This is a genomic window from Antricoccus suffuscus, assembly GCF_003003235.1.
Taxonomy (GTDB): Bacteria; Actinomycetota; Actinomycetes; order Mycobacteriales; family Antricoccaceae; genus Antricoccus; species Antricoccus suffuscus.
Window position 1 is genome coordinate 68,918 of record NZ_PVUE01000021.1, and the last position, 24,222, is coordinate 93,139.

The window sequence follows — 24,222 nt, forward strand, 5'->3', positions numbered from 1 at the left end:
AAGTTGTGCGCATTGCGCGCGTGGCGGACGATAAAAAATCGCCTGCCCCGCACGAGGCGGGACAGGCGATCTTCTGCGGTGTGCTACTTCTGAAGCGGAGTCTTGTAGCTCTTGGCTTCGTCCGATGCCTTGGACTCCTGCACGACGACGAGCCCGCCGACGACCGACGAGTCCGGCCGAACGATGATCGACTCACGCGCGGAAGGTTGACCCGGCTTGGAGAAGTCCATGTCCGCGCCGACGCCCTTCGAGTCCACCTTGGTCTCGCTCAACGCCTTGATCATGCCGTCGCGAGTGAGGTCCTTGTTGTCGCAGGCCTTCTCCAGGAGAGCCTGGTACGCGACGCCGGACAGGTAGCCCATGTTGACGTTGTCGCTCTGACCTTCCTGGTACTTCGCCTCATATTCGGTCGCGATCTTCTGCGCCGTCTCGTTGCCGTCCGCATTCCACGGGACGACCCCGGTGACACGGTAGAACAGCTCTTCGAAGGCGCTCTTTGCCGGAGTGCTCAAGAGCGTGACGTCGAACGCCGGATTGTTACCGATAACCGGCACGTTGAGACCTTGCGCAGCATCCTGCGTCAGAACCGACGAGGCGGCGGCAGGCGCGAGCGTGATCGCGATTGCCTTCACCCCTGCGGACTTGAGTTGCGTAACAGCGGCAGTCATGTCCGCGTCGGAAGCGGTGACCTTGACGTCGACCAGTTCCATGTCGTTTTGCTTCGTGAAGTGTTTCGAGCCGAGCAAGCCACCCTGGCCATACTCTGAGTCGATGTAGATGTGGCCGATCTTGTCGCCCTTGGCGATGATGCCCTCGTCCTTGAGGTAGCCCAGGCCGTTGATCATCTCGACGTCGTACGTCGCACCGAGCATCATGACCGCCTCGCTGTCGAGGTTGGTCGATGCCCATGACATCGGGATGGTGACAATCTTGTCGCTGGTGATCTGCGACTTGAGTGCTGCCAGGATTGGGGATCCGACCAACTGCATGACGCCCAGGACCTTGTCCTTGACCTCGGGATAGAGCGCGACGGCCTTGTCCGCGGCGTACCCGGTGTCACGCACCTCCAGTTTGATGTCTCGCCCGCAGATGCCGCCGGCGGCGTTGACCTCGTCGGCCCAGACTTCGTTACCCCGGGCGAAGCCGGTGGCGACGGTCTTGAAGACGCCGGTCTGGTCGGTGAGTACGCCGATGCTAATTGTGTCGTCGGTGACGCCTACCCCCGTCTTGACACCAGAATCGTCGGTCTTGGTCTCGTTGCTGCTCCCGCCCTTGGTGCTGCAGCCGGTGACTGCGAGCGCCAATGCCATGGAGATGCTGACGGCCCAGCGTGTGGATTTGTTGGTCATAGCTCACTTTCGGTCCGCCGCGCAGCGCGCGGCTGTCATCAAGGATGGAGCGACCACGTTGATTGCCCCGTATTGGCCCGCCCGCAACCAGGCGCCGCCCCTGACCGAAAACTCACGCGCGTGTAGTTGCTGTGAGCTCGGCTGGCCTTCATCCTTCACTGATCGGCGTTCCGAGGTGTGCCAAGTGGCTTAAACGTTATGTTCTTGTAGATCTTGACCGTGCAAAGCGCGACGGCCGCGCCCAAGAGGGCGCGGCCGCGGCGTACTGAAAATGTAGTGACGTGCTACTTCTGGTGAGGTGCCTTGTATTTCTTGGCGTCCTCGGACTCCTTGAACGGCTGAACGACGGTCAGCCGGCCGACCGTGTCGAAGCTGGGCGCCTCGACAAGGGTCTCGCGGCTGGACGGCGAGCCTTCCTGGCTGAAGTCAAGCTTGCCGCTGAGGCCTTGGGTGTTCACCTTCGACTTCTTCTTCGCGGCCATGATGCCTGCGCGGGTCAGATCTTTGTCCTTGCACGCCTGCTCAAGCACGCCCTGCCATGCCAACCCATGCATGTAGCCGGTGACGATCGAGTCGCTCTTGATTTCCTTGTGGCCGGTGGCGTCGTACTCCTGCATGATCTTTTGGACCGTTGGGTTGTCGGCAGAAGCTGGCAGGATGCTGGACACGCGGAAGGTGTTGCCGTTCAGCAGCGCGTCCTTCGCCGGAGTGTCGAGAAGAGTCGGGTCGAAGGACACGCTCGAGAACATCAGCGGTACTTGGAGCCCCTGTGCCTGGGCTTGGGTGGCGACTGAGGCGGCCGGACTTGGGGACAGTGACATGAGGATCGCCTTGACGCCCTGGCTTTTGAGCTGGGTGACTGCCGAGGACATGTCCTTGTCTTCGGCCGTCACCTTCACGCCCACGATCTCTGAGCCGTGCTGTTTGCCCCAGTATTCCGAGCCAAGGAGGCCGCCCTTGCCGAATTCCGAGTCGACGTAGATGTGGCCGATCTTGTCGCCGTCTTGGATCTTGCCCTGGTCCTTGAGGAAGTTGAGGCCGTTCATCATGTCGATGTCGTACGTCGAGCCGATCATGAACACCTGCGGCGCGTCGAGGTTGGTCGATGCCCACGAGGTCGGCAGGGTGAGCATGTTGTCCGACTTAATGTTGGACTTCAGAGCGGCGAGAATCGGCGAGCCGGTCAGCTGCATGATGCCCAGTACCTTGGGCTCGAGCTCGGGATACAGTGCGACGGCCTTGTCGGCCTGCTGGGCGGTGTCGCGAACCTCGACCTTGATATTGCGTCCACAGATCCCGCCCGCGGCGTTGACGTCGTCGGCCCACATCTGGTTGCCGTAGGTGACCGGCAGGCTGTTGACCTTGAATGGACCGGACAGGTCGGTCATGACTCCCAGCGAGATCGTCTTATCGGTGACGCCGATGTCGGTCTTGACACCATCGGAACCGGTCTTCGCCTCGCCCGAGCCTCCTCCTTTGGTGCTACATCCGGACAGTACGACGGCCGTTGCCAGCAGGCCGGTCAGAAACACGCGGTTTCGCTTCGACATCCATTACCTCTCAGAGAGCCTAAGTTCAATGTGCACCGCGGGACGCAAATGCACACGAATTCAGAGTCTGGCGATTGACGGTGGTCCTGGCAACGGCGCACGGCCAATATGGCCGAATCGTTACGTAGCCCAAACAATGGTGCGCGAGCGCACGCAAAGGCCCCTCCTTTCCGTTGCATGGAAAAGAAGGGGCCTTTGTTTGATGGTGCAGGCGCGGACTATTTGTTGAGCGGGCTCTTGTAGTCCTTGGCGTCCGGGTACGACGTGAACGGGGCGACGACCTTGAGGTATCCCAGCAGGCTCGGGTCGATCTGCTCGATCACGGTTTCGCTCGAGGCAAGTTTGCCCGGATGGGTGTAGTCAAGAGTGCCGGCCAGGCCCTTGGTGTCGACCTTGACGCCCTTCGAGGCCTTGACGATTCCGGCTCGGGTGAGGTCCTTGTTGTCGCAGGCCTTCTGGAGCACGGTCTGCATCACCATGCCGAAGACGTAGCCGATGTTGATGTCATCGTTGGGAGTCTCGCCCGGGTACTTCTTGTCGAACTCCTTGACAAGTTTTTGCGCCTCGGGGCTGTCGGCGTTGTAGGGCAGCGCGCCGACCGACCGGTAGTAGTTACCGAGCGCCGCCATGGCCGGCGACTTGACCAGGGTAGTGGCGTAGGTCGGGTTGTTGCCAACGATGGGCAGGGCTCCCATCCCTTGGGCGGCCATCTGGGTCGCCGTTGAGCCGAGCTGCGCGCCGGTCGTAGTCAGCAGGACCGCCTGGACGCCTTCGCTCTTGAGCTTCGTGACGGCCGAGGACATGTCGGCATCCGTGGGGCCTACCTTGATCGGCACGATTGTCTGGTTGTGCTTCTTGGCGTAGTACTGCGCGCCGTTGAGACCGCTCGCGCCGTATTCGCCCTCAATGTAGATCATGCCCAGCTTGTCGCCGTCCTTGATCTTGCCTTCCTTCTGGACGTACGCCATGCCGTTGATCATCTCGACGTCGTACGACGGTCCGACCATCATGATGGTTGGGAGGTCGAGGTTGGTCGCGGCCTGAGAGGCCGGAATCGCGAGCATGTTGTCGCTCTCCAGCTGGCCCTTCAGAGCCGCGATGACGGGCGAGCCGAGGAGCTGGATCATCGCCGCGACATTGTCCTTCTGGGCCGCATAAAGCGTCACGGCCTTATCTGAGGCGTAGCCGTTGTCGCGGACGTCGATCTTGACCTGGCGACCGCAGATGCCTCCGGAGGCGTTGACGTCGTCGGCCCACATCTGGTTGCCGTGGGTCAGGCCCAGACCGATCTCCTTGAAGACGCCGGACTCGTCGGTTTGCACCCCGAGCGTGATCGTCTTGTCGGTGACGCCGTTATCGGTTTTGACACCCCCGCTGCTCGTGGATCCGCTGCTGGCGGCCTTGGTGCTGCATGCCGCAAGCGACATAGACAGCGCTAACATGCCGATAATGATGGCGCGATTCTTTTTATGCATTCAACGTCCGCTCTGTTCGAGGTAGGAGGGTGCGACTGCGCCCCCCAGCTGCAAGCAACAACGTGAATCTTGGCATCCAGATAGGCACCACGAAAGCAACCTTCCGATGATTCGTCTGAATCGTGACCAACTGGCAATCGAAATCTGGGTGCGAATACAAACAATGTTAAAACCATGTTTGTAAATGGAGTTTGGGTGGAATGGCGCAAGCACAAGAGCGGCCCCGATTGCCGCTGCAACCGGGGCCGCTCTTGTGCTGACTGCTTGTGCTGCCTTGTCTCCTAGTGCTGCCTTGTCTCCTAGTGCTGCCTTGTCTCGTTAGATTCTCGTTACTTATTCAGTGGGCTCTTGTAGACCTTGGCCTCATCCGAGGAGGCAAATGGCTGGATCACCTTGAGGTAGCCGACGACACTGGGGTCGATCTGCTCGATCACGTCTGAGATGGTGGACGCCTTACCCGGATGCGAGAAGTCCAATGGCTCACTGCCGGCCAGGCCCTTGGTGTCGACTTTGACACCCTTCGACGCCTTCACGATGCCGGCGCGTGTCAGGTCTTTGTCCTTGCACGCTTTCTCAAGCACCGTCTGCATGGTGAGGCCGTAGGTGTAGCCGGCGTTGATGTCATCGTTCGGCTCCTGGCCGGGGTATTTCTTGTCGAACTCCTTGACGAGTTTCTGCGCCTCTGGGTTGTCGGCGCCATACGGCAGGATGCTGATAGACCGGTAGTAATTGCCTAGCGCGCTCATGGCCGGCGACTTGACTAGCGTCGTGGCGTAGGTCGGGTTATTACCCATGATGGGCAGGGCTCCCATCCCTTGGGCGGCCATCTGAGTTGCGGTCGAGCCGAGCTGAGCTCCGGTGGTGGTCAGCAGTACGGCGTTGACGCCTTCGCTCTTGAGTTTGGTGACGGCCGCGGACATATCGGCGTCTGTGGGTCCGACCTTGATTCCGATCACGGTCATGTTGTTCTTCTTAGCGTAGGCCTCTGATCCGTTGAGGCCGCTCTGTCCATACTCGCCCTCGATGTAGATGTGGCCGAGTTTGTCGCCGTCCTTGATCTTGCCGATCTTCTTCAAGTAGGACAGTCCGTTGATCATTTCGACGTCGTAGGTGGTGCCGACCATCATGGCGGTCGGGAGGTCGAGGTTGGTCGCTGCCTGCGAGGCTGGAATTGCCAGCATGTTGTCGCTGGCGAGCTGGCTCTTGAGCGCCGCCATGATTGGCGAGCCGAGAAGCTGAATCATGGCCGCGACGTTGTCCTTCATCGCGGCATAGAGGGTGACGGCCTTGGCGGCGTCATAACCGTTGTCGCGGACGTCGATCTTGATCTGGCGTCCGCAGATGCCTCCGGAGGCATTGACGTCGTCGGCCCACATCTGGTTGCCGCGAGTCAGGCCGAGCCCGATCTCCTTGAAAACTGCAGACTCGTCAGTCTGCACCCCGAGCGTGATCGTCTTGTCGGTGACGCCATTGTCGGTCTTGACCCCTCCGCTGCTCGAAGACCCGCTACTCGCGGCTTTAGTGCTACAAGCCGCGAGCGACATTGTGAGTGCTACGACGCCAATAATGATGGCGCGACTCTTTTTACGCATTAAACGTCCACCCTGTTCAAGTAATGGGGCTGCAATTGCGGCTCCCCAAGCTGCAAGCAATAACGTGAATCTTGACACCGCATTGGGCTATGCGGAAGTGACTTCGAGCAACTCTGCCGAATCGTGACCTTCCGGCAATCAAAATTCGCGGCTGCTCTCATTATTGTAAAATTTGGGTATGGAATTGATTCGGCGTGACAATAATCGGCGACGCCATTAGGTGGACATAAAGAAAGATTCGCCCTCGGCTTTGCCGGGGCGAATCTTTCTTGTGCTCGTGGCGAGTTGGTTCGCCGAGGTCTCGCTACTTCTGCAGCGGGGCCTTATAATTCTTCGCTTCCTTCGACTCGTTTAGCTCGTCGACAATCTTCAGCCCGCCCTTGGCCGCCGGATCCACCTGCTCGATATAGGTCGATCGAGTGGACGGTTGACCGGGCTTGGAGAAATCGAGTGGCGCCGTCAGATCTTGGGTGTCGATCTTGACCTTCGCTGATGCCTCTACGAGACCCTTGCGGGTCATGTCTTTGTCCTTGCACGCCTTCTCCAGCACTGTCTGGTAGGCAAGACCCGACGCGTAGCCGAAGTCAACGCCGTCGTTCGGCGCATCGGTGTATTTGGCCTCGTACGCCTTGGCGACCTTCTGCGCGGCCGGCTTGTCCGACGAGAACGGCGCAATTGAGCTGACGCGGTAGAAGTGCGCGAGCGCGTCTTTCGCGGGCGTGTTGAGCAGAACCGGGTCGAAGGTCGGATTGCTGCCGAGGATCGGCATGTCTGCCATTCCCTGGGCAGCCATCTGGGTAGCGACCGAGCTCATCTGCGCGGGCGTCGTGGTCAGCACGATGGCGCTCACGCCCTGGCTTTTAAGGCTGGTGACGGCCGAGGACATATCCGAATCCGTGCCGGCTACCGCGACCGGAACGACCGTCATATTGTGGTCCTTCGCGTAGGCCTGCGAGCCCAATAGGCCGCCCTTGCCGTATTCGGAGTCGATGTAGATATGGCCGATCTTCTCGCCGTCTTTGATCTTGCCCTGCTTCTGCAGATAGGACATGCCATTGATGATCTCGACGTCGTACGTCGCGCCGACCATCATGACCGCGGGACTATCGAGGTTGGTTGAGGCCCAGGACGAGGGGATGGACAGCATGTTGTCGCTCGTGATGGAACTCTTCAACGCGGCGAGAATAGGCGAGCCGAGCAGCTGGACCATTCCTGCTATGTCGTCTTTCATGCCGGCGTAAAGGGTGACGGCCTTGTCGGCCTTGTAGCCGTTATCGCGGACCTCAAGTTTGACTTGACGTCCACAGATGCCACCGGCAGCGTTCACCTCGTCGGCCCAGATCTGGTTTCCGTCGGTGATGCCGATACCCAAAAGCTTGAACACGCCCGACGTATCAGTCATGACGCCGAGAGTGATGTCTTTGTTGGTGATGCCGAAGTCGGTCTTGACGCCACCCGATCCAGTCTTCGCTTCGCCGGATGAGCCGCCTTTGGTGCTACAAGCGGACATCGTGAGCGTGAGTGCGAGTGCGCCGCCGATGATTGCAAAATTGAGTTTGCGCATGAAGCTGTCCAGCTTTCTCATTGTGAGGCGCGCGGATCTCGGTGCCTCAGCAGTAACGGGGTAGAGGTCAAAGGTTGCACTACTCGATCGTCGTCGAAAGGCGATTAGTGCTGGAAATCCGAATCGTTACGGTTGTTAAATCGGCGCTAAGCGGGTAGCTGTCATATCTCGAACACTTCAGTGCGGGCATTCACTTAGGTCGGCTAAATTGTTGTTCGACCCGGAGTGCTCGCTTTTGCTTATATTCTTGAGAAGGGCTACGAGCGCGCCCGCTGCTGAACTCCTCGAACATTCGCGCCTGCCGAGCCGAGGACCATGGTAAATAGAATATTGGTCAACTGACCAATTTTGTAACCTTTTGGTAAATGTGACGATGAGAGAGCGAATACGAAACCGCTCGCTCCCGAAAGGTGGAAGCGAGCGGCTCGTTTGGTGCGGTCCCTCACGGTACCGGCCTCGGCATGTCGGTTCTTATCTGCCGGTCCCGGGTGGGATGGGTTATCCGCCGATCTTGTAGTCCTTGGCCTCTTTGGACTCGGTGAGTTGCTGGACGATCTTCAGGCCGCCCTTCTGGGATGCATCCGCCTGCTCGACAACAGTCGATCGAGTCGAGGGTTGACCGGGCTTCGAGAAATCGAGCGGGGCGGTCATTCCTTCCGTGTCGACCTTGACCTGGGACGCCGCCTTGACAATGCCGGCGCGCGTCAGGTCTTTGTTCTTGCAGGCCTTTTCGAGCACTGCCTGGTAGGCCAACGACGAAGCGTAGCCGAAGTCGATGGCGTCGTTCGGTGGGTCGGTGTATTTCGCCTCGTATTCTTTGGCGATCTTCTGCGCGAGCGGCACCTCAGAGGAGTAAGGCACAATCGACGTAACGCGGTAATAGTTGCCGAGCGCGTCTTTCGCGGGCGTATCCAGGAGATTCGAGGCCCAGGTCGGGTTGTTGCCCAGCAATGGAAGGTTGCCGATCCCTTGCGCGGCCATCTGAGTCGCTACCGAGCCGAGCTGTGCCGGTCCGGTGGTGGTCACAATCGCCGATACTCCCTGGCTCTTGAGGCTGGTGACCGCCGCCGTCATGTCGTTGTCGGTGCCGGTGACCTTCAGGGGAATGTCGGTCATGTTGTGCTCCTTCGCGAATGCCTGAGAGCCGACAAGTCCGCCCTGGCCATACTCGGAGTCGATATAGATATGACCGATCTTGTCGCCTTCCTTGATCAAACCTTGTTTGAGCAGGTACGAAAGGCCGTTGATGATCTCGATGTCATACGTCGCGCCCACCATCAGCACCGCTGGGCTGTCGAGGTTGGACGACGCCCACGAGGCTGGAATGGAGAGCATGTTGTCACTCGTGATGGTGCTCTTCAGCGCGGCGAGGATCGGTGATCCTAGAAGCTGCAGCATTCCGGCTGTGTTGTCCTTCATCGCGGCGTAGAGCGTGACGGCCTTGTCGGCCTGATAGCCGTTGTCCCGGACGTCGAGTTTGATCTGCCGACCGCAAATGCCTCCTGCTGCGTTGACGTCGTCGGCCCACAGCTGGTTGCCCTGGGTGAGGTTGACGCCGGTGATCTTGAAGACGCCCGAGGCATCGGTCATGACGCCGAGGGTGATGTCTTTATCGGTCACGCCGTAGTCGGTCTTGACGCCGCCCGCGCCGGACTTGGCCGCGCCCGACGACCCGCCTTTTGTACTGCACGCGGCCAGCGGAAGCGTGAGCGCGATGAGCCCTGCTAGAACTGCACGGTTGATCTTGTGCATAGGTCCCGGGATCCCCTCTGTGAGTTAACCGGCGCGCGTCGAACGCCCCCGGCACGGAACTGATTATCAGAGATCCTGACATGTGAATCGGTCGGACGGAATAGAAATTGGACGAGAAGAATCGAATTGTGACCCAAGTGAGTTAGATGTTAAGAATTGTAGAGACGCGTGAGCAGGGTCGACCGAAGAATGTTTTGCTTAACTAATGAAATAGTAATTAGTTTCGGTAAATAAAAGAGTAAAGGATATGCAATCTCCAGGTCCTGGCCAGTGCGCCGAAATGGCGACAACAAAAAGTCCGCCCGCCTCGCGAATTGCGAGGCGGGCGGACTTTTTACTGCGTGAGGTCTGAGCCTACTTCTTGAAGATGCCCAGGATGCGGTTGCCGATGCCGGCCAGACCACGTGGTTCGAACATCATGATCAGTACGACGAGCGCGCCATACACCAGATTGGTGATCACGATAGGCGAGAACGCCGTGCCACTCTGGACGCCGCCGGATCCGCCCTGCGTGAGCAGCGACAGGATCAGGGGCATACCGAACACCACGAACGATCCGGCGATCGATCCGACAAGTGATCCAAGTCCGCCGATGACGATCATCGCCAAGAACGCAATGGCCTGAGTGACGCCAAAGGTCCCGAACTCGGACTCGTCAGGCTTCATGAGGCTGTACCACCAGATCGTCATGACGCCGGCCAGGCCGCAGTACATCGATGAGATGGTAAACGCGCTGGCCTTGGACCAGACGACCGAGACGCCGAGTACGGTCGCGGCCGCCTCATTGTCGCGGACGGCGCGCCATGCACGGCCGGTGCGGCCCTTGAGAGCGCCCCGAGCCAGCAGGTAGGCGATGATCGTCAGGATCAAGAACAGATACCACTTGCGCTCGTCCTTGCCGAGGGGCGTACCCAGCAGCACGATGATCGGCTCTGGTGGGTCAACTTTCAGCCCACCGATCCCGAACTGGACAGGGGAGCGGCCCGACGAAGTGGAGCCGGCGAGCGCCGGTAGGACGCGCCCGAGCCAGAAGCCCAGGAACACCAGCGCCAGCGATGCGACACCGAGATAGATACCTGAGAGACGACCGGAGATCGGGGAGAACAATGCCCCGGCCAAGCCGGCGACCGCTACCGCAAGGATCAGCGCCAGCAGCGGCGGCAACCCGAAACCGACGTAGGTCGGGTCGTCGGTCGGTCCGGCGAAGACGGCGTACGAAACGCCACCTACGAGGAGGAAGAACGTATTCGCCAAGGACAGCTGCCCGGCCTGACCTAGCAGCATGGTCAGGCCCATGCCGCCGACGGCGCCGGTCATGATCCAGGTGCCGACACTCAGCCACTGGGCCTGCATGTAGAGCGGAATCAGGCATAGGACAAGCAGCAGCACGATTGTGCCGACGATCTTGAGGATTCGTCCGAGCGGCGTGCGAGATGGACGAATCGAGTACGACGCGTTCTCCGGGCCCTCCGCGGTCGTCGTGGCGTCAGTGTGATCGGTCGGTGGAGTCTCGTCCACCACCGTTGAGGTTGTCGTGGGATCAGACACGGTGCTGTTCCACCTTTCCGAACAGGCCCGACGGGCGGAAGATCAAGACAATAAGCATGACGATGAACACCGACACTTTCGAGAAGTCCAGATCGATGTACTGCGCGGTGAACGATTCGGTGAGACCAACGACGAAGCCACCGACGACAGCGCCGCCCGGCGAAGTCATGCCGCCGATGATCGCGGCGGGGAAGGCATAGATCGCGAGGGAGTGCGTGCCCTCCGACAAGCCGGCGCCAGAGAAGTCCTGCGTGGCCATGAAGAGCACCGCGATGCCGGCGAGCGCGCCGCCGACAGCCCATGCGCCTGCAGTAATGCGTGAGCTGCGGATGCCCATCAGCGCGGAGGCCTCGCGGTTCTCGGCCTGCGCACGCATGGCGACGCCCCAGTTGGACCAGCGGAATGCCGCGAAGAAGACCGAGATGAGCACGATGGCCGTGATCAATGCGACGGTTTGTGTCTTCGGCAGCGTGACGTCGCCCAGATGAATCGGGCTGGCGTCGTACGGGTCGCCGAGGAATGGCGCGGCCTCGGTGCCCAGCCTTCGGACGATCTCTGTCAGCAAGATGACGTCCACGCCGATGGTCAGAATTGCTAAAGCGTCGTGACTGGCGAGTTTTGCATTCGCGACAAGCACCCGCTCGATGATCACCGACAGAACCGCGGCCGCCACGACGCCCGAGAGCGCGGCGAGCCACCAACCCGTGTGCGGTTTGAGCACGAAGACGATGTAGCCACCGACAAGGGCAACCGAGCCCTGCGCGAAGTTGATGACCTCCGTCGCCTTGAAGATGATCACGAAGCCGAGTGCGAGCAGCGCGAAGACCGCGCCCTTGCCAGCCCCGTTGATGAAGACCTGCAAAAATGTACTCACTGAGAGTCCTCCGATTTGGCTGCTTCGGACGCGCCATTGTCGTCAAGCGAAGGAAGTTGACCGTCTCCAGCTGCGTGCTTGGGCTGGTCGGCACTTGTTTCGGCGTTGACCTCGTCCTCAGGTGCCCCGAGGTACGCGCGGATAACTGCGGGGTCCTTCTGGACCGCGCTCGGTACGTCGTCGGCGATGCGCTTGCCGAAGTCGAGGACGGTGACGTGGTCGGCGACGTCCATGACAAGAGACATGTCGTGCTCGACCAGCAGGATCGAGATCCGCAGCTCGTCGCGCACATCGTGGATAAGCTGCGCGATCTCCGCCGTCTCGGTCGAGTTCATGCCGGCGGCGGGCTCGTCGAGCATGAGCACCTTGGGCTCGGACGCGAGCGCCCGAGCAATGTCGACGCGCTTCTGATCGCCATACGACAACAGGCCAGCCGGCTTGTGCAAATGCTGCGAAATGCCGAGGAAGTCGCAGATCTCGGCCGCCCGCTGCAGGTGCCGGTTTTCGGTTTTGATGACCCAGGGCAGCCGCAGGCCGTACGACGCGAAACCGCCCTTCATCAGCGAGTGGCGCCCGAGCATCACGTTGTCGAGCACCGTGGAGGTCCCTGACAGCGCAAGGTTCTGGAACGCACGGCCTAGACCTAGGCGGGCGATCTTGTGCGGCGGGGTGTTGCTGAGCACCGTGTCACCGAGGGTGATCTTGCCGGAAGCGAGCTTGTAGACGCCGGTAATGGCGTTGAAGCAGGTGGACTTGCCGGCGCCGTTCGGGCCGATGACCGCGTGAATAGTGCCGGGCTCCACAGTGAAGCTGACATCGTTGAGCGCCACGATGCCGCCGAAGCGAACCGTGGCGTTTTCAAGGATCAGCGGCGGTGGTGGTGTGCGCTCGACCGCCGGTTGGCTGCTGGTTGACACGTTTCGCTCCGAGGTTGCTGGTTTCGTCATCCGTTCCACACTCCAAGCACGCGACGGTTATGCGAGGCCTTCTTGGCCGCGACGGCATCCGCATCGGAGTCCTCTGCGCTCTCGGCGTGCCCGCCAAGGTAGAGGTGCTGCACGTCCTCGGAGTTACGAAGCTCCTCCGCAGATCCCTGCAACTGAAGCTCGCCGACCTCGAGGACGACGGCCCGGTGCGCAACTCGCAGCGCCATGGTCGCGTTCTGCTCGACGAGGACGACGGCCGTGCCCATCTCGTTGATCTCGGTGACGATGTTGCCGATTCGGGTCACCAACTGGGGCGCCAGACCCAGCGACGGCTCATCCATCAGCAGGACCTTGGGCTCGCACATCAACGCGCGGCCGATAGCGAGCATCTGCTGTTCGCCACCGGACAGCAGTAGCCCCGGCTGCTTGGAGCGTTCTGCAAGGCGCGGGAACAAGGTGTAGACGCGGTCGCGAGCGGACTCCCGGCGCTTGGGGTCGGCCGACAGACCACCGGCGCGCAGATTCTCATCCACGCTCATACGCCCGAAAATCTGCCGACCCTCGGGCACCTGCATAACGCGCTGGAGCACGATGTTGGCCGGGTCCATCTTGTCGATGCGCTTGCCCTCAAACGTGATCTCGCCACCGGTGATGGTGCCACGATGCAACTTGAGAGTTGCCGAAATTGCGCGTAGCAGCGTCGACTTGCCCGCGCCGTTGCTGCCGAGAACGGCCACAACCTCGCGTTCTGGTACGTCGAAACTGACGCCTCTAAGTGCTTGTACGGACCGTCCGTACCGGACTGAAACGTCCTTAATACTTAGCACGAGCCTCCCTAACGGTAGAGGAATCTAGGGGAGACAACATCCCCGGTGTAATTGGTGACAACTTTGAATGAGTCGCGGGCGCGCGCCTGCGACAGGGTGGAATCTTTGTCTACTAATGGGCCCCTTCGGTAGCCCATCGGAGGGCAATCATTGGAATTTTCACCAACCTGAGACCTGGACCAAGTGATACGTGGCAGTGTGTGCGCATTGCGCACACTACCGTCTTGAGCGGTGGTGTCACAGGCGAACCCGCACGGTGGTGTTGGTCCCCCTGACGCCGCGGTTGGCCGGGTGGGCACCCCGCTGGCGAGTAGTTGTCGCGGGACCAAGCCCGCAACGGCATTAAACAATATTCCATATTGTGTGGGTGAACAGTATGTGGTTTGTTCGATCGCCACGCTAACGTGATACTTCACCTCGCACCCACGCCGGTGCGCGGACTACAGGATTCTACTGACCGTTAGACTCGCGGCGTGGAGTCGTCGGATATGCGCTCGGGAAATCTCGATCCCTTGCAGCGCACGCATGACCTAAGACGACTGGAACACGAACAATTCGACGTGCTCGTCATCGGCGGCGGCGTGACCGGGGCCGGCGTTGCGCTCGATGCTGCGACCCGTGGGCTGCGCGTGGCGATCGTCGAGGCGCGTGACTGGGCGGCCGGCACGTCCAGCAGGTCGAGCAAACTCATTCACGGCGGACTGCGCTACCTGGAACAGCTCGACTTCCCACTCGTCCGCGAAGCGCTGCGCGAACGCGGGCTGCTGTTGGGCAAGATCGCGCCGCACCTGGTCCGCCCGGTGCCTTTCCTGCTGCCATTGGAGAAGCGGGTGTGGCAGCGGTTCTACTACGGCGCCGGTGTCGCGCTTTACGACTCGCTCGGCAGCGTTCTTGGCACGTCGCGCGAGATGCCCCGGCACAAACACCTCACCCGCCGCCAAGCCCGCGCAATCTTCCCGTCGCTGAAGCCAGATGCGCTCATTGGGGCGATCCGCTATTACGACGGACAGGTGGACGATGCTCGGCTGACGATGTCGTTGGTGCGCACCGCGGCGGCGTACGGCGCGGCCGCGGTCAGCAGCGCGCGAGTTGTCCGACTGCGTCGCGACGAGGCCGGTGCGGTGGTCGGTGCGGTGGTCAGTGACCTGGAGTCCAGCAGGGAGATCGACGTACGCGCCACCCGAGTGATTGCCGCGACCGGCGTGTGGAGCGACGACATCGGTGAAATGGTGGGCGGCCGGGTCGCAGTTCGTGTACGCGCCTCGAAAGGTGTGCACTTCGTCGTACCCCGAGAAGCGATCGACGGCGATGTCGGGCTGATCCTGCGCACCGAGAAGAGCGTGCTGTTCGTGATCCCATGGGACCGGCATTGGATCATCGGCACGACAGACACCGACTGGGACCTCGACCGGGCGCATCCAGCGGCCAGCGCGCACGACATTCGCTACCTGCTCGATCATGTCAACCGGGTACTTGACCGGCCATTGCACCGCGGTGACATCGATGGTGTGTACGCCGGTCTGCGGCCGCTGCTGTCCGGAGAGTCCGACGCGACGTCGAAGCTTTCGCGCGAACACGCGGTCGTCAGCCCTGCGCCCGGACTGACCCTGATCGCGGGCGGCAAATATACGACGTACCGCGTGATGGCCAAGGACGCCGTCGACGCCGCGACCGCGGACCTTGGCTGGGTCGGCAAGTCCGTCACCGAACGGATACCGGTCCTCGGCGCGCACGAATTCCAGTCGCTGTGGCGGGCCCGCGTCGGTCTGGCGGTCCAGCGCGGCATTGCGGTGCCGACGATCGAACACCTCTTACGCCGATACGGCGACCAGTACGCCGACGTACTCGCGCTGTGCGATGACGATCCCTCGTTGCGCGAGGTGCTTCCCGACAGCGGTGGCTACCTCAAGGCCGAGATCCGGTACGCCGCCGAGCGCGAAGGGGCGTTGCATCTGGACGACGTACTCACTCGGCGTACCCGCATCTCTATCGAGACCGAACATCGCGGCGTCGACTGCGCTCCCGAAGTGGCTCGGATCGTCGGCGAGGTCCTCGGATGGGACGAGACCATGCGCGAACGCGAGATCGAGCACTACTTCGCCCGGGTTGAGGCCGAACGGCAGTCGCAGAAGAAGCTGGATGACCGCACGGCCGATGCCGCGCGACTCGGTGCGCCGGACGTCCGCGGCGCGTGGGCGGACTAGACGATGTCATTGTTTATCGATCAGCCGTACTGGCCGGGGCACGGTCGTCTCTGGGCACATCTGATCAGTGACTCGTCGTTCGAGGAGCTGCACCAGTTTGCCGGGTCCATCGGGATTCCGCGGCGCGGCTTCGATGGCGACCACTACGACATTCCGGCCGATCGATGGTCGATGGTCGTCGATAGGGGCGTTACGCCTACCGACTCGAAGGACGTCGTACGCCGGCTCCGTGCGGCCGGCCTGCGGCGACCCAAGCACCTGCGCTAGTCGGCGGGTAGGGCGACGCTACACGCGCTGCGCGGACTCGACCACGCGCCGGCGTACCGCAATGAGCACGACGCCCAGCCCGACGTACATCGCCACCCCCGCCACGACGAACGCGGTCCGGACGCCTGCGTTGTCGACCACGACCCCGCCGCCGAGAGCTCCAAGCGCGATCGAGAGGTTGAAGATCGAGCTGTTTACCGCCGTCGCGATCTCCTCCGATCCCGGTGACACCTTGAGCACCCAGGTCGTGATCGATACCGACGCGGCGCCCGCGAACAGTCCCCAGATCGCCATCAGGACTCCGCCAATGGCTGGCGTCGTACCGGCGACTGGGAATACCACGAGGACCGTGCCCGTGACCGCGGTGATCAGCGCGAGCGCGAGGTTCGGCCGGCGTCCGGAGACGGCGCCAATGGCGAAGTTGCCGACCAGCCCGGCGACTCCGAAGATGAGCAACATCGCGGAGATGCCGCCCGGCGCGACGTTCGCCATCTGCTGCAGGCCTGGGCTTGCGTAGGTGTAGGCCAAGAACTGGGCGGTCACGATCAGGAAGGTGAGGAGTACGGCGAACCGCACACCGGAACGAGTCGTGGAATGCAGGAGGTCCCGTGGCCGCAGCGCGTTTTGGGGTGGGGTAGGCGGGAGCAAGAAGAACAGCGCGGCCGCAACCACGGCTCCGAACGCTGCGATGAGCAGAAACGAGAGGCGCCAGCCAAGCATCGTGCCGACCCAGGTGCTCAGCGGTACGCCGATAACGATGCCGGCCGAGACGCCGCTGAACACGATAGAAGTGGCGCGGGCCGCGTGGTTCGGACTGACATGCCGTACGGCGACGGCCGCCGCCAGCGACCAGAACCCGCCAAGGCTCAGGCCGATCAGCACCCGCGACAGCAGCAAGGCGATCAGGCTGCCGGAAAAGTAGGAGCCGATGCAGCCGACGACCATGACCAGCAGGGCCGCGGTCAGTACAAACCGCCGGTCGAGTTTGCGCGTCGCAACGGGCACCATTGGTGCGGCTAACGCGGCGACGATCCCGGGCACCGTGACCGACAACCCGACGAGCCCGGGGCTGGCGCGCAGGTCACCCGCGATCATCGACAGCAGGCCGATCGGTGCCTCTTCGATGGTGACCATGGCGAAGATGCCAAGGCCGATCGCGGTGACGGCCAGCCAGCCGCGCAACCCAGATTGCTGCTCAGTTTCCATTACTTCCACTCGTGCCCGTGATTAGCGGTCGACAAGGGCCGGCAAGCGGAGGTTCGGCGATGGGCGCACGTGACGACCGTAGCGAGGCGGTTGGGCACTATGAGAGCGGGATGCCGAACAGCGATGGACCCGCTTCAGGGTCGTCGCGATGGTAGACCTGCAGCTCGGCAGCGATGTTGGTGCGCGCGTTGTCTTCGTACGCCGCCCGCGCCTCCGGCAGCAGATAGAGCCGGTCCCGTTCCAAGAATCCCTGCAGGATATGGCTTCTAGCAGCCTTGAACTCATCGTCCGGGATGTGCGCATATTCGGTGCGTACGCCGTTGACATAGCGCAGATACTGCGCTGCCGGTACCCCGAGGATCGCCAGGTCGGCGTCGTGCATGAGCAGACTGGCGCGACTGGCCTCGGCGCCGGTCTCGTGGGTCTCGGTCATCACGATGAGTGCGCGGACTTCGTCGACGAGCGCGGGATCGGTGTGCAGGGATGCCAGGGCAGTGCCGGCGAGCTCGGCGCTGCGGGCCTCGTTGTCGGTTGCCGTCGGGTCGTACACGGCATCGTGGAACCACGCGGCAAGCCGAGCCGCATGTAGGTCTTCGCCCTCGTGCGCGAGCTCGTCAATGACGATGAGCACGTGCAAGAGGTGCTGCAGATTGTGGTAACCGCGGTGCGGTTCACCCCAACGGTTGATCAGGTCGGTCCAGACGACCCTCGAGGTTTCGGAGCCGCCGCACTCGGTAACCCACGAGTCCCACAGCAGCGTGGACTCCTTGCTCACTCTTCGTCCTGTGCGTCGAGCTCCGCCCCGAGGTCGGCGGCTACGTCGGCGTCCCGATCAGCACTCGTCGCGTCGATGACCGGTAGCGGACCGGCGAGTACGTCGTCAGCGTCGGAAATCGTGTAGGCGTAGCCCTGCTCGGCGAGGAACCGTTGGCGGTGAGCGGCGTACTCGGCGTCGATCGTGTCGCGTGCGACGACCGAATAGAAGTGCGCCTGCTTGCCGTCGGCCTTGGGGCGCAGGATGCGTCCCAGCCGCTGGGCCTCCTCCTGCCGGGAGCCGAACGTGCCGCTGATCTGGATCGCGATCGACGCCTCGGGAAGGTCGATGGAAAAGTTGGCGACCTTGCTCACCACCAGGGTCTTGACCACGCCGGTGCGGAACTCTTCGAAGAGCCGTTCGCGCTCCTTGTTGGTCGTCTTGCCCTGCACGATCGGTACGCCGCCGAGATACTCAGATATCTCCTCGAGCTGGTCGAGGTAGGCCCCGATGACGAGCACCTGCTCGTCACGGTGTCGTTCGATGAGCTTTTTGACGACCGGCATCTTGGTGTGTGCGGTCGCGCTGAGCCGGTAACGGTCCTCAGGCTCAGCGGTCGCGTAGGTCATCCGCTCGTTGTCGGTCAGTGTCACGCGCACCTCGCCGCAGATCGCGGGAGCGATCCAGCCCTGCGCCTCGATGTCCTTCCACGGCGCGTCGTACCGCTTGGGCCCGATCAGGCTGAAGACGTCGCCTTCGCGGCCGTCTTCGCGGACCAGCGTGGCGGTGAGACCGAGTCGTCGGCGGGACTGCAGGTCTGCGGTAAGCCGGAAGATTGGCGCCGGAAGCAGGTGCACCTCGTCGTACACGACCAGGCCCCAGTCGCGTGAGTCGAACAGGTCGAGGTGGATGTACTGACCTTTACGCCGCGTCGTCATGATCTGGTACGTCGCGATCGTGACGGGCCGGATTTCCTTGCGCTCACCGGAGTATTCGCCGATCTCCTCTTCGGTCAGCGACGTCCGCTCGATCAGTTCGCGCTTCCACTGCCGGCCGGCGACGGTGTTGGTGACGAGGATCAGCGTGGTTGCCTTGGCCTGTGCCATCGCGGCCGCACCGACCATCGTCTTGCCGGCGCCGCAGGGGAGTACGACGACTCCGGACCCACCGGCCCAGAATCCATCCACGGCTTGCTGTTGGTAGTCGCGCAGATGCCACTCGTCCTGCACCAGCGCGATCTCGTGGGCCTCGCCGTCGACGTAGCCGGCGTAGTCCTCCGCCGGCCAGCCGACCTTGAGCAGTGCTTGTTTGAGCCGGCCGCGTTCGGAGGCGTGTACGACGACGGTGTCCTCATCGATGACAGCTCCGAGCATCGGGCGAATCTTCTTGTGCCGCAGTATTTCTTGGAGTACGGCGCGGTCGGTCGTGGTGAGGACGAGACCGTGCGACGGGTGTTTTTGAAGCTGCAGGCGTCCGTAACGATCCATCGTCTCGGCGATGTCGACCAGCAGGGCGTTGGGCACCGGGTAACGCGAGAAACGCACCAGAGCGTCGACGACCTTCTCGGCGTCGTGCCCGGCAGCCCGCGCATTCCAAAGACCCAGCGGAGTGACGCGATAGGTGTGCACGTGCTCGGGAGAGCGCTCAAGCTCGGCGAATGCGGCGATCTCGAGGCGGCATTCGGTGGAGCGCGGGTGGTCGACCTCGAGCAATAGCGTCTTGTCGGATTGGACGATCAGTGGTCCGTCGTTCACGTGCGACCCCTCAGGTGGTGCGTTGTAGACAGGTGGTGCGTTGTAGAACTATGGCGCGTTGTGGATGAGTGCCAGACCTACAAGGATATGCGTCATGGCTGACACGCTGTGATCGAATGCCGCGGTCTATGGATGGATCAGGTCACCGCGAGCGCCACCGACACGATCCGGTGGATGGCGAAGACTCGCTCGTCACGGGTGCGGTGATCGAGAGCGTGCATGTAGCCCCCGGCGACGCGTTCGGGGGTGACGAGGCGGGTAGTCAGTGTGCCGGACTCGTCGACGTAGTCCAGGCTCAGAGCGGCGCCACGGCTGACAGCGCTTTGCAACAGCGAGAGCGTCGCCGCAGTGGTCACGCCCGGAAGCTCGGATGAGACCCGACCTTGCGCGGAGGCACTTGCCTCGGTGACACGGTCCCCATCGCGGAGGTTGCGCACGAGTGCCGCGGACTCGTCGGCGTTGAACGTCGTGCCGTGGGTACGCCGTTCGAGCCGCGGTTTAGAGCGTGCGGGCGCGGCCAGTGCCGTCGTCACCACGCCTTGCTCGTTTTCCAGGGTCGGCATGAAGCCCGCCTCGCGCAGTCCACTGACGAGATCGGCCGGATCGGCTTCGGTGATGAGCACCGTCGGGGCCAGGCGACGTAACCGCAGGTGACTCAGGGACGAATTCGTGAGCGCCGAGTTGAGGGTGGTCGGGTCGTCACAGCGGAGGTACGCCGTCGCGCCGCCGGCCCGCAGGGCGCCGTGCCGCCGGCCGATGTCGTCGATCAGGTAGGTCAATGCCTGCGGAACAGGAGTCTTGCTGTGAGTAGCCCACAACTCATGCAGCTGAGCGGTCGGCATCCCCGAGTCCAACGCGCGGCGGATGGTGGCCTCGGTGATGCGGTAGACGGTCGCGCCGCCGGCCGACTCGACGTCCGCTACCTGGGCCATCGTGTCTGAGAGCTCCGGTGTGAGGCGTCCTGGAGCGATCGCGGTGAGGTCGGCTTGCAACAACACATAGTCGATCGGAGCGGGCAGGGTGGCGGTGAGCAACGTGGTCACCGTCGTGGGATCGGCGCCGTCGACGAGTGCCCGGCCCGGCGCGGACAGCGCGTGTTTGCCTGTTATGCCGAGGAACTCGGCATCCCGTATCGCGTAGTGAGCCGTCGTCGCTACGCTCGGGGACATCCGTCGTGGCCAGCGCCACGCGGCGATCTCGAGCAACGCGTCGGTGTCGGCGGTTGACCATTTTTCGATTCCGGCGAGTGTCTGCAGCATCCGGCGGCGGGTGGCGGCGGCGCCCGCGCGGTTTACCTCGTTGGACAGCGCATGGGGCGAGTCTGCGGTGCCGTCATTGCTTAGCCAGGACAACGCCGGCATGTCGATCCACGCCGTGGCTATCGTCTGCCACCGTTCTTCGAGCGAGTCCGTGAGCCATTCGTCGTACGTCGTTGTCGGTAACCAGATCGGTTGGTGCGAGCGTGTCGGAGCGAGTAGGCCGGCGTACTCCGCTACGTGCAGCAGGAGGTTGCTGTCGGACTGTTCGACCTCGAGCAGCTTGGCGATCTTCTTGGTCTCGCGAGAGCCCAGCCCACCGGTGCGCAGTACCCGCGGCTCCAGCTCGCCGACCAGCTCTAGCAGTCGAGTCATGCGGCGTACGGCGTCCTGCGCATGAGTAGCGGCGGTGCCGTTGACGTCGTCAGCGGAGTAGGTCGACGTGTCGACCGTCGGGGGAGTCGACCTAGCCGGTCCCAGCGGCGTCGTACCGCGCAGGTGCAGGCCAACCTCCCGGGGCAACTCCACGGAGCTGGCGCCGACCGAGGCGAGCAGCCCGTGGCTGGTCAGCCACCGCACCGGTGGCATGTCGTCGGTGACTTCTAAGAGCCGATCGGCGTTGCGCAGGTCGCCGACGGGCGTGCCACCGTCGAGTTGACGCAGGATGTCGAGCGCGCCGTCTGGTGCCCGCTGCAACAGGCCGGCGAGAGTGTCGTTGGAGCGCAGCCGGTCGCTGATCAAGCCGGTCGCCATCGGCTGTCCGGCGTACGGCAGGTCAAGGTTGTGCAGTACGACGCGCAGACTATCGGCCCGATAGGCGTCGAACAGCTCCGCGGCCGGCCGGCCCAATCCGGCAATGTGCCGGTGCGCGGCATCGCGGACCGGGGCGGGCACATTGATCGCGTCGTCTGCGCCCCAGATAAGAGCCAGATCACGCAGCCGCTCGGTGGCGCGCCGTACGTCGGCGATCCGGGCGCCGGCACAGTTGGCCTTGACCGCGGCCGCGGTGCCCGGTTGCGGGCCGAGCATCAGCCCGTCGAGGACCTGGACGTCCCACGCGGTGAGCTCGTCGAGAGCCCGCGCAACCGACATCCGTACAGACAGCCGAGAGGCCAGCGTCGACATGTCATGCGGCGCGGGGTACGCCGCGTCCGGGCGCAGCGTAATCAGCCGCGCCAGCCACGCGTCATCGCGGCTGCGCAGCCAATCGGCCATGGTGCGCGCTCGAGTGCTCATCCCATCAAAGGTAGTACGCCGATCCGCCGAGCCGCGCGCTACCGCAACAGGCAGTCGTGGGTACGCTGTATCCGCCTGCAGCAGACGGTTAGTACCTGGACAGAAAGGCCCGACACATGGCTAGCAAGGATGCCGACACCGACAACGGCCTCATCAGGGTGGCCCCATCCTGGCCCGCGGACGGAGAAGGTGACCATCCGGTTACCGAGTTCACCTCGGACCGCGCTGGCGCGCTGTCGCCGTTTGGTGACGACATCAAGTTTCCGCTCCCGGTGAGCCTGCTGCGCTACGAGCACACGACCGCGCGTCCCAACCGCTAGACCGATGAGGTCGGGTTCGGGCGGCTACCGGCGATGAGCGCGCCATTTGTGATCGGGTTCGACCTCGATATGACGTTGATCGACTCTCGGCCCGGAATGGCCGCCGTAATTCGTGAGATTAACGCCGAGACCGGCTATCAGATCGACGCCGACTCGGTCGCCGGTCATCTGGGCCCGCCACTGGATCAGCTCCTCGCTCCATGGGTGCCGGCCGACGACCGCGACGCGTTAGTCGTCCGGTTTCGCGAACTCTATCCGCGGTTGGCGATCACGCCCGCGGCCGCCTTGGCTGGCGCTCGTGAGGCGCTCGAAGAGGTGTACTCCCGCGGCGGCCGGGCGATCGTCATCACCGGGAAATACACCCCTAACGCGCGGTTGCACCTCAAGCACCTCGATCTGCGCTACGACTCGTTGACCGGCGCGTCGTGGGCGGACGCGAAGACCGCGGCACTGCAGGAGGCCGGGGCGGCGGCGTACGTCGGCGATCATCCGGCCGACATGCTCTCGGCTAAGGCCGCTGAAGCGCTGGCGGTCGGCGTACCGACCGGTGGTGCGAGTCGCGCGGACCTTGTCACTGCCGGTGCGGACGTCGTACTCGACTCTCTGGTCGAATTCCCAGGCTGGCTCGACGGTTTCTTGACGCGTTAAGGATTCGCCGGTATGCGGCGACCCGGGGTATGCTCCTAGTTTCCGCCAACAAACCATTGGCACGCAGGCCGGGTGATGGCGGACTCTTAACGTTAGATCCCTACATCGCCCCGCGTTGTCGCGGAGCCTATGGTGTACCGCGGAAGACAGCCAACGATTTGCGCATGGCGCAACTGAACGAATGAGGAATAGGCGTGCCTAGCGGACGGGTTAAGTGGTACGACGCCGAAAAGGGCTTCGGTTTTGTCTCCCAAGAACGTGGAGAGGACGTTTTCGTCCCCAAGTCTGCGCTGCCGACCGGGGTGGCGGAACTGAAGAAGGGACAGCGAGTCGAGTTTGGCATCGCTGACGGACGCCGTGGCCCGCAAGCGTTGTCCCTGCAAATTACCGACCCGGTCCATTCTGTGTCGGCCGCCACCCGCAAGTCGCCAGATGAGCTGACGCCGATCGTCGAGGACCTCATCAAGCTGCTCGACGGAGTCTCCAACCAGCTGCGTCGTGGCCGGTTTCCCGAGCGGGCCGCGGCCAAGAAGGTCGGCTCGGTGCTCCGCGCCGTCGCTGACGACCTCGAGGCCTAGCCCCCGCGATCCGTCACAAAATTCCCCGCGATCCGTCACGAATGTACGGCGGTCCGTCACGAATGTACGGCGGTCCGTCACGAATGTACGGCGGTCCGTCACGAATGTACGGCGGTCCGTCAGTACGACCGCATGATCCGTAAGTTTGTATCGCCGTACTGGCGGCTCGCGTGTTCTGTGGTCCGGTTTCACGCAAGCTAGATACTGCAGTAGCGCTCCTGGCGGGGCAGCGCTTGGACGTTCCCACCGATCTCGCAACCGCCCGCAAATGTATGGTTCGGCACCGCTGACGGCGAAAATCCGCTACCGAATAGCACAAAATGTACCCAAACGGTCGTGACGGGTGAAGCGAAGTCACCCGAGGCGTTGACGCTTGTGTTTAGCCTGCCTGAAACGCAACCGGTATCGGACGCACGGAACGCGGGCGACGGATGACGCGACATTACAGACTGTGCGGTCAAGGGATTGTCGCAACACCCTGAAACCGTGAATCGAGGCCGGTATGGGTATCGAGGTAGACGCGCGTGAGGCAGTGATCAGAC

The 24,222-nt window shown here is 62.7% G+C and carries 19 protein-coding genes; 5 read left to right on the plus strand and 14 right to left on the minus strand.

Features of this window, described 5'->3' with window-relative positions; genetic code table 11:
* Positions 1-83 precede the first annotated feature (83 nt).
* From CLV47_RS18950 to CLV47_RS18995, 10 genes are all read right to left on the minus strand, one after another.
* Positions 84-1,349: an ABC transporter substrate-binding protein gene (locus tag CLV47_RS18950; protein ID WP_106350682.1), complete on the minus strand. Its 1,266-nt coding sequence runs from the start codon at positions 1,347-1,349 to the stop codon at positions 84-86.
* Positions 1,350-1,633: 284 nt separating this feature from the next.
* A complete protein-coding gene (locus tag CLV47_RS18955; RefSeq protein WP_106350683.1) occupies positions 1,634-2,899 on the minus strand; it encodes an ABC transporter substrate-binding protein in 1,266 nt (421 codons plus the stop codon).
* Positions 2,900-3,117: 218 nt separating this feature from the next.
* Positions 3,118-4,374, minus strand: coding sequence for an ABC transporter substrate-binding protein (locus CLV47_RS18960; RefSeq protein ID WP_106350684.1), 1,257 nt, complete (start codon positions 4,372-4,374; stop codon positions 3,118-3,120).
* 329 nt (positions 4,375-4,703) lie between these two features.
* Positions 4,704-5,966: an ABC transporter substrate-binding protein gene (locus tag CLV47_RS18965; protein ID WP_106350685.1), complete on the minus strand. Its 1,263-nt coding sequence runs from the start codon at positions 5,964-5,966 to the stop codon at positions 4,704-4,706.
* Between the two features lie 304 nt (positions 5,967-6,270).
* The gene (locus CLV47_RS18970; protein WP_106350710.1) at positions 6,271-7,530 is read right to left on the minus strand and encodes an ABC transporter substrate-binding protein; all 1,260 of its coding nucleotides are present in this window, start codon (positions 7,528-7,530) and stop codon (positions 6,271-6,273) included.
* A 498-nt stretch (positions 7,531-8,028) separates the two neighbouring features.
* Positions 8,029-9,282, minus strand: a complete 1,254-nt coding sequence (locus tag CLV47_RS18975; RefSeq protein ID WP_106350686.1) for an ABC transporter substrate-binding protein — start codon at positions 9,280-9,282, stop codon at positions 8,029-8,031.
* A 354-nt stretch (positions 9,283-9,636) separates the two neighbouring features.
* Positions 9,637-10,830 carry a branched-chain amino acid ABC transporter permease gene (locus CLV47_RS18980; RefSeq protein WP_202862698.1) on the minus strand — a complete coding sequence of 398 codons (1,194 nt, stop codon included), beginning with the start codon at positions 10,828-10,830 and terminating at the stop codon, positions 9,637-9,639.
* The gene (locus tag CLV47_RS18985; protein WP_106350687.1) at positions 10,823-11,704 is read right to left on the minus strand and encodes a branched-chain amino acid ABC transporter permease; all 882 of its coding nucleotides are present in this window, start codon (positions 11,702-11,704) and stop codon (positions 10,823-10,825) included. Before CLV47_RS18985 ends, CLV47_RS18980 begins: the two co-directional genes overlap by 8 nt.
* Positions 11,701-12,621: an ABC transporter ATP-binding protein gene (locus tag CLV47_RS18990; protein WP_238145521.1), complete on the minus strand. Its 921-nt coding sequence runs from the start codon at positions 12,619-12,621 to the stop codon at positions 11,701-11,703. Before CLV47_RS18990 ends, CLV47_RS18985 begins: the two co-directional genes overlap by 4 nt.
* A gap of 26 nt (positions 12,622-12,647) precedes the next feature.
* On the minus strand, positions 12,648-13,457 hold the full coding sequence (locus tag CLV47_RS18995; RefSeq protein WP_106350689.1) for an ABC transporter ATP-binding protein: 810 nt from the start codon (positions 13,455-13,457) through the stop codon (positions 12,648-12,650).
* Between the two features lie 473 nt (positions 13,458-13,930).
* Between CLV47_RS18995 and CLV47_RS19000 the strand changes: the two genes are divergently transcribed.
* A complete protein-coding gene (locus CLV47_RS19000) occupies positions 13,931-15,661 on the plus strand; it encodes a glycerol-3-phosphate dehydrogenase/oxidase (RefSeq protein ID WP_238145522.1) in 1,731 nt (576 codons plus the stop codon).
* Between the two features lie 3 nt (positions 15,662-15,664).
* Positions 15,665-15,928 (plus strand): DUF4031 domain-containing protein, encoded by a 264-nt coding sequence (locus CLV47_RS19005; protein WP_106350691.1) that lies wholly within the window; start codon positions 15,665-15,667, stop codon positions 15,926-15,928.
* A gap of 18 nt (positions 15,929-15,946) precedes the next feature.
* Here the strand turns inward: CLV47_RS19005 and CLV47_RS19010 are convergent, their stop codons facing one another.
* From CLV47_RS19010 to CLV47_RS19025, 4 genes are all read right to left on the minus strand, one after another.
* Positions 15,947-17,134: an MFS transporter gene (locus tag CLV47_RS19010; protein ID WP_106350692.1), complete on the minus strand. Its 1,188-nt coding sequence runs from the start codon at positions 17,132-17,134 to the stop codon at positions 15,947-15,949.
* Between the two features lie 97 nt (positions 17,135-17,231).
* Positions 17,232-17,909 carry an HD domain-containing protein gene (locus tag CLV47_RS19015; RefSeq protein ID WP_106350693.1) on the minus strand — a complete coding sequence of 226 codons (678 nt, stop codon included), beginning with the start codon at positions 17,907-17,909 and terminating at the stop codon, positions 17,232-17,234.
* On the minus strand, positions 17,906-19,642 hold the full coding sequence (locus CLV47_RS19020) for a DNA repair helicase XPB (RefSeq protein ID WP_106350694.1): 1,737 nt from the start codon (positions 19,640-19,642) through the stop codon (positions 17,906-17,908). Before CLV47_RS19020 ends, CLV47_RS19015 begins: the two co-directional genes overlap by 4 nt.
* A 137-nt stretch (positions 19,643-19,779) precedes the next feature.
* Positions 19,780-22,134, minus strand: coding sequence for a helicase-associated domain-containing protein (locus CLV47_RS19025; RefSeq protein WP_106350695.1), 2,355 nt, complete (start codon positions 22,132-22,134; stop codon positions 19,780-19,782).
* 116 nt (positions 22,135-22,250) lie between these two features.
* Here CLV47_RS19025 and CLV47_RS19030 point away from each other — a divergent pair, with 116 nt between their 5' ends.
* From CLV47_RS19030 to CLV47_RS22860, 3 genes are all read left to right on the plus strand, one after another.
* Positions 22,251-22,454 (plus strand): hypothetical protein, encoded by a 204-nt coding sequence (locus CLV47_RS19030; protein WP_106350696.1) that lies wholly within the window; start codon positions 22,251-22,253, stop codon positions 22,452-22,454.
* Positions 22,455-22,487: 33 nt separating this feature from the next.
* Positions 22,488-23,102, plus strand: a complete 615-nt coding sequence (locus CLV47_RS19035; RefSeq protein ID WP_106350697.1) for an HAD family hydrolase — start codon at positions 22,488-22,490, stop codon at positions 23,100-23,102.
* A 194-nt stretch (positions 23,103-23,296) separates the two neighbouring features.
* On the plus strand, positions 23,297-23,680 hold the full coding sequence (locus tag CLV47_RS22860; RefSeq protein ID WP_106350698.1) for a cold-shock protein: 384 nt from the start codon (positions 23,297-23,299) through the stop codon (positions 23,678-23,680).
* The last annotated feature ends 542 nt before the right edge of the window (positions 23,681-24,222 follow it).